Here is a 6152-nt window from a genome sequence, read left to right as displayed (position 1 = left end):
ACATGACCCGATGGGTAGCGAAGGCGTGGCGACGGCTACCGGGAAAGGGGGTTTTGTCGGTTATGTCGGTTTTGTCCCGAGGGGGGAAGCCTGTCCCTGCGCCCCCTGTCGAATTCAAACACGGGGGGGGTAGTCGGAAAGTTTTTTCCGCTTCATCACAGGACCGGCGGGGGGCGTATTCTTTTGAGCGACGCAAAATTGCAACAGGGGGTTGAATTGACATGAGAGGCCCGAAGCCCCGCCCCCACTGGCGGGGCTTTTGTTTCCACCACGTTCCGGGGCAAGCCTTGTCAAAGTGGGGGATATACTGGGGGCAGGTTTTCCGGCTTTTCGTTTGAAAACAATCGGTTAACCCGTTGAAATGGCGGTCGGCGGCCGACCGGCGTCGAACCTTCTCTGGGGCATAAGCCATTGATTATTATGTAATCGTGATGAATTCGAATCCCTCATGAGGCGGTTGGCAAAAGTTATCCTCGCACTGATCCTTAGCGCTGGAGAAATTCAGCCTTCTTGAAATGTCCGGCGATATACCGTACATGACCTTGCAAGGAGATTGGCTATGTTCGCGCTAGAAACTGTAACGCCTACACCGGGCAAGATGGAGGCACGCAAGGAACTGCGCCTGCATCGCGCCGACGAAAAACGAATTAAGGCTGCCGCAGATGCTACCGGCCTGCAAGAGGCAGACTTCATACGCCAGGCAGCCCTGCTGCGTGCGCAGGAAGTCGAACAGCGCATGTCCCTGTCGATTCTCCCGATCGAGGCATTCGAAGCCTTCAAGGCCGCTGTCGATGCACCGGGTAAGAAGGTGCCCGGCCTCGCTCGTGCAGCGAAGGCAACGAAGGGCCTCCTCAACGATGCCGGCTGAAACAGAGGCTGACCTTCCAGCCCTGACGATCGCAAAATTCGACAAGGCGCTGCACGACCGCAGCGCCTTTTCATGTGGCTTTGCACCGATCGACAACTTCCTGAAATCGTCCCTTTCCGACCAGGTCAAGGACGGCATGGTCACCGCGTGGATCGCAACGGCCGACGGGGATAGCGCGGTACTCGGCTTCTACACGCTCGGCGCCATGGCCGTGCGTGCGGAATTCGGCCCGAAGAAAGGGCAGCGCGCCAGGGTTCCGGATGTCCCGGTCATCTACATTCGGACGGTGGCCGTCCGCGAGGACATGCAGGGCAAAAGCCTTGGCACCGCACTTATCATTGACGCGATGGAGCGTTGCCTTGAGATTGCCGACCAGATGGGGGCTGCCGCCGTTGTGCTCGATGTGCTGGACGGCGATCACTTCGACCGGAGATGGAAATTCTATGGCGAGTTAGGATTCCTCCCGCTTGAGGATCCGGAGAATCCGCGCCGTGTGTACATTCCTATGGCTGATGTAAGAGCGACTTTGAAGTGAAGGCTTTTTACCAATTATTACAGTGCTTTATGAGGATGGTCGCGTACGCCTTCCTGCAAGCTCGCCGCCTCAAGGCAGCGGGTCGGAAAAAAGAAGCCTGAGACCACCGCCGCATCCAACCCTGCCAACCATCAGGCAATCGATCCTGACCCAGGTCAGTCAACCTCCACCGCCAATATGCCCTCACTGTCGTAGAAGGTGGCGGAAAATGAACCACAGTAAACCGCCAAAGTAGTCAATTGGTATCAGCGAACAGGCCAAAAGCAGAGAGGAGCTTGAAATGGATTTGAGACGGCTGGTCTCAGCCATACTGCCTTCAGATCGCAATTTTTGAGGTTTTGAGTTTGGAAGCTAATAAGGCTCACTGCGACAGCTGATCAGGCCTCTTAGCCGATCGGTGGACAAATGGAGTGCCGGCCGAAAACTGCCGGCCGTCTGCGAATATTTTGTTCGTTTGACTAATATTGGCCGATCCAAGTATGCCCTGTTTGTCGGCCTCAAACAGATAGCCAAGCACATGCACTGGAATGAGCCGACCCTAACGTCCGGGACCTGGGCCGTTCAGCAAGCTAGAGCAGCCGGGCTGTTGGTGCCAGGAGTCAACGAGTGATCCCGCGTCAAAGCCGTCGAAGCCGCTGTCGTTGGCCACAGGCAGCGCCGGCGCGCCTGATCGGAAAGGCGCGCCAGATCCGCAGCCTGCGCCGCGAACGCCGACCCGCCGCTGCCCATCAGACGCGCCCGTCCATCAGGCGTTGGCCATCACGCGCTTCGGTTCTTCGCCCGCCAACGGCACGACCCCGAGGCGGGCGAACAGTGCCGCGTCGCGGTTGTCGCCGGCATTGGCCGTGGTCAGCAGCTTGTCGCCGGTGAAGATCGAGTTGGCCCCTGCCATAAAGGCCATGGCCTGCCCGGCATCAGACATCGATTCACGCCCGGCAGAAAGGCGCACCATGCTTTGCGGCATCGTGATCCGGGCAACTGCAACCGTGCGCACGAACTCGATTTCGTCGATCCCGGCAAGCGGGGTGCCTGCCAGCATATCGCCCAGCACGGTACCTTTTACGGGAACCAGCGCGTTCACCGGTACGCTTTCCGGGTGGCGCGGCAGCGTGGCAAGTGCGTGGATGAAGCCCACGCGGTCTTCCCGCGTTTCGCCCATGCCAACGATCCCGCCGCAGCACACGTTGATGCCCGCCTTACGGACTTCATCCAGCGTATCCAGCCGGTCCTGAAACGTGCGCGTGGTGATAATATTGCCGTAGTTTTCCGGCGAAGTATCAATGTTGTGATTGTAATAATCCAGCCCGGCATCAGCCAGCTGGCGGGCCTGATCCGCGCTCAGCATGCCTAGCGTCATGCATGTTTCCATGCCGATGCCGCGCACGCCTTCGATCATCTGGACGATCTTGGGCATGTCGCGTTCCTTGGGGTTGCGCCATGCAGCACCCATGCAAAACCGCTGCGAGCCTGCTTCCTTCGCCTTGGCGGCGCTGGCCAGCACGGCATCCACGTCCATCAGCTTCTCCGCCTTCACCTCGGTTTCCGCCGAAGCCGACTGGCTGCAATATCCGCAATCTTCCGGGCAACCGCCGGTCTTGATGGAAAGCAGCGTGCACATCTGCACTTCTCCCGCGCGATGGTGCGCGCGGTGCGTGGCCATGGCGCGGAACATCAGATCGTCGAACGGCAGGTCGAACAGGGCGGCGATTTCGTCGCGGGTCCAGTCGTTGCGCGGTTCCGCTCCGCCGTTGGCGAGGTCATTGGTCATGGGAGATTCCTTCATAGAGTCCGCGGCGCATTGCTAGGCAATGCCGAACGGCGTCAACGCTTTTTGAAAATTATTTGCAGCTCACGGCCACCCGCCGGGCGGTTCCCGGCGACGAGGGCGATCGGCGGTTCGACATTGTCGTGCGTCTGCCCGAGAACAACCGGACCAACCTCGATGCCCTGGGGCAGTTGCCAATCGGCCTGCCTGGCGAAGGGGCCGGATTCGTGCCGCTCTCGGAGCTTGCCGACATCGAGATGTCGGTCGGCCCCAACCAGATCAGCCGCGAGAACGGCAAGCGGCGGGCGGTGATCACCGCAAACGTGCGCGGCCGTGATCTTGGTTCGTTTATCGACGAACTGCGCGAAACAGTCGATGCCGAGGTGACGGTGCCAGAGGGCTATTACGTCGTCTACGGCGGTACCTTCGAACAGCTTCAATCCGCCTCGGCCCGATTGCAGCTCGTGATTCCGCTTGCCCTGCTGATGATCTTCGGGTTGCTGTTTGCACTCTTTGGTTCAACCAAAGACGCAGCAGTGGTTTTCTCGGGCGTGCCGCTTGCGCTCACGGGCGGCGTCGCAGCCTTGGCTCTCCGGGGCATTCCGATGTCGATCTCGGCCGGGGTCGGGTTCATCGCCTTGTCAGGCGTCGCTGTGCTGAACGGCGTCGTGATGCTTTCGTTCATCCGCGATCTGCGCGAACGGGGCATGGGGCTCGATGCGGCAATCCGGGAGGGGGCCCTGACGCGTCTCAGACCGGTTATGATGACCGCGCTCGTCGCCTCGTTGGGCTTCGTGCCAATGGCCCTGAACGTGGGGGCCGGCTCGGAGGTGCAGCGTCCGCTGGCGACGGTGGTGATCGGGGGGATCATCTCGTCGACCATCCTGACACTGCTCGTGCTGCCCGCCCTTTACCGGATGATCTGGTCACGCAAGTCAGATGAACCGGCTGAACCGGACGCAGCCCTTGCACCAGAGAATGCCTGATCAACCAATCTCATCCGCTCGCGCTGTTACCGCTGCGCGAGCGGGTTTGTACCGATTGCCGGAGCCGATCCGATGAATGACCTAGCAAGACCAAAACTGCCGGACGCCGCCCTGAAGTATATGGCCGCACTGGCCGTATTCCTGATGCTCCTGGCGTGCAGCGCCGAAGCCTGGGCCCACAACGTTGCCGAAGGTGACAAAGGCTACATTCAGGAAAGCAGCGGCGTGCTCTTTCTTCCTTTTGTCTATCTTGGGGCAAAACACATGGTGACCGGGTACGATCACCTGCTGTTCCTGTTTGGCGTGATCTTCTTTCTTTACCGGCTGAAGGACGTAGGAATTTACGTCACGCTTTTTGCCATCGGCCATTCCACCACGCTGCTGTTCGGTGTTCTGACCGGCATCTCTGCCAACGCCTATGTGATCGACGCGATCATCGGCCTGTCAGTCGTGTACAAGGCGTTGGACAATCTCGGCGCTTTCCAGCGCTGGTTCGGGGTCCAGCCCAATACCAAAGCGGCGACCCTTATCTTCGGCTTCTTCCATGGCTTCGGCCTCGCCACGAAGATCATCGAGTTCGAGATTGCCGAAGACGGGCTGATCCCCAATCTGATCGCATTCAATATCGGGGTCGAGATCGGCCAACTATTGGCGCTCGCGGCAATCCTCATCCTGATGGGTTTCTGGCGCCGCACGCCGAGCTTCATGCGTCATGCTTTTGCCGCCAACACCATCCTCATGGCCGCAGGCTTTGTCCTCGTCGGCTATCAGCTCGCCGGTCTCGCGGTCAGCTGAACTCACAACATCCCAGGAGTAACCCCATGTTCAATTCGCAACGTCCCAGCGTTGATGATCTTCCAACCAGCGGCCAGCTCTTTCGCGCAACGGCCGTTGCCCTTGTGGCGGCAGGCGCCATTCTTGTGACGGTCGTCCTCCCGGCCGAATATGCGATCGACCCAACCGGGGCCGGGCGGGCGCTTGGCTTTACCCAGATGGGCGAGGTCAAGGCGCAGCTGGCTGCCGAAGCTGCCGCAGATGCAATCCCCCAGGTTTCGCCCACGCCGCTTGTATCGCAGTCAAGTGCCAGTGCCGATCCGGTCGTTGGCGAGCGCAGATCAGATGTGACCACCCTGACGCTTGCGCCGGGTGAAGGCGCAGAGATCAAGGCGAAGATGGCAAAGGGCGCAAGCCTGCAGTTTGATTGGTCGGTCAGCGGCGGCGCGGTCAACTTTGATACGCATGGCGATCCGCCCAATCCACCCCGGTCATTTTATCATGGCTACGGCAAGGGCAAGGATTCCACAGGCGAGCAAGGTACGCTGGTAGCCGCCTTCGACGGCAAGCATGGCTGGTTCTGGCGCAACCGCTCGGATCGGCCTGTCACCATCACGTTGAGGACCGACGGCATCTACGAGGACATCAAGCGAGTGGTCTGAGCGGTAATCCAGTTCATGATCGTCGAGCCCGTGTTTGCGGGCTATGCCAGCATGTTCCTTGTCGCGTTTCTGGCGGCGACCGTGTTTCCGGCGCAGTCAGAACTGCTGCTCTCGGCATTGCTGGTGGCAGAACATTTTAACCCGGCGCTTCTGCTTTTCGTGGCAACGGCAGGCAATGTGCTCGGCTCGTGCAGCAACTGGATCGTCGGCCGCTTCCTGTCCGATTACCGGGACCGGCGATGGTTCCCGGTGTCGGACAGCGCGTTTGAAAAGGCTGAGCGCTGGTTTGCCCGCTTCGGGCCGGCCGTCCTGCTGCTTTCCTGGGCCCCTGTCGTCGGCGATCCGCTGACCGTCGTTGCCGGAGTTCTCCGGATGCGTCTCTTGCCCTTTCTCCTTATCGTAACTGTGGCCAAGGCCGGCCGGTATGCCGTCCTGGCTGCCGCGGTGATTGGCTGGAGTGCCTGAGCCAAGAGTGCATTTGGAGTTGGAGTTGACCCGCTTTGGTGGACACCCTGAAGATGGATTTGGAGGTGTCACATGGGGAGATTTCGAACGGCGTATC

At 60.0% G+C, this 6152-nt stretch carries 6 protein-coding genes and 1 pseudogene; 6 read left to right on the top strand and 1 reads right to left on the bottom strand.

Annotated features, from left to right (window positions below):
- Window positions 1–559 precede the first annotated feature (559 nt).
- Both ACUJ46_RS12520 and ACUJ46_RS12515 read left to right on the top strand, forming a co-directional pair.
- A complete protein-coding gene (locus tag ACUJ46_RS12520) occupies window positions 560–868 on the top strand; it encodes a type II toxin-antitoxin system TacA family antitoxin (protein WP_445390835.1) in 309 nt (102 codons plus the stop codon).
- Window positions 858–1403, top strand: a complete 546-nt coding sequence (locus ACUJ46_RS12515) for a GNAT family N-acetyltransferase (protein ID WP_445390834.1) — start codon at window positions 858–860, stop codon at window positions 1401–1403. Before ACUJ46_RS12520 ends, ACUJ46_RS12515 begins: the two co-directional genes overlap by 11 nt.
- A 745-nt stretch (window positions 1404–2148) precedes the next feature.
- Here ACUJ46_RS12515 and bioB read toward each other — a convergent pair.
- Complete coding sequence (gene bioB / locus ACUJ46_RS12510; protein WP_445390833.1) at window positions 2149–3171, bottom strand: biotin synthase BioB; 1023 nt, start codon at window positions 3169–3171, stop codon at window positions 2149–2151.
- 113 nt (window positions 3172–3284) lie between these two features.
- Here bioB and ACUJ46_RS12505 point away from each other — a divergent pair.
- The 4 genes and pseudogenes from ACUJ46_RS12505 to ACUJ46_RS12490 form a co-directional block, all read left to right on the top strand.
- Window positions 3285–4154: pseudogene (locus ACUJ46_RS12505) on the top strand (efflux RND transporter permease subunit); the annotation flags it as partial.
- Window positions 4155–4274: 120 nt separating this feature from the next.
- Complete coding sequence (locus ACUJ46_RS12500) at window positions 4275–4949, top strand: HupE/UreJ family protein (protein WP_445390836.1); 675 nt, start codon at window positions 4275–4277, stop codon at window positions 4947–4949.
- Window positions 4950–4975: 26 nt separating this feature from the next.
- A complete protein-coding gene (locus tag ACUJ46_RS12495) occupies window positions 4976–5590 on the top strand; it encodes a transmembrane anchor protein (protein WP_445390832.1) in 615 nt (204 codons plus the stop codon).
- Between the two features lie 15 nt (window positions 5591–5605).
- Complete coding sequence (locus ACUJ46_RS12490) at window positions 5606–6055, top strand: YqaA family protein (protein WP_445390831.1); 450 nt, start codon at window positions 5606–5608, stop codon at window positions 6053–6055.
- The last annotated feature ends 97 nt before the right edge of the window (window positions 6056–6152 follow it).

Source organism: Sandaracinobacteroides sp. A072, from assembly GCF_052616365.1.
The sequence above is the reverse complement of the archived record's forward strand: the minus strand, read 5'-3'. Positions and strand labels throughout refer to the sequence as shown.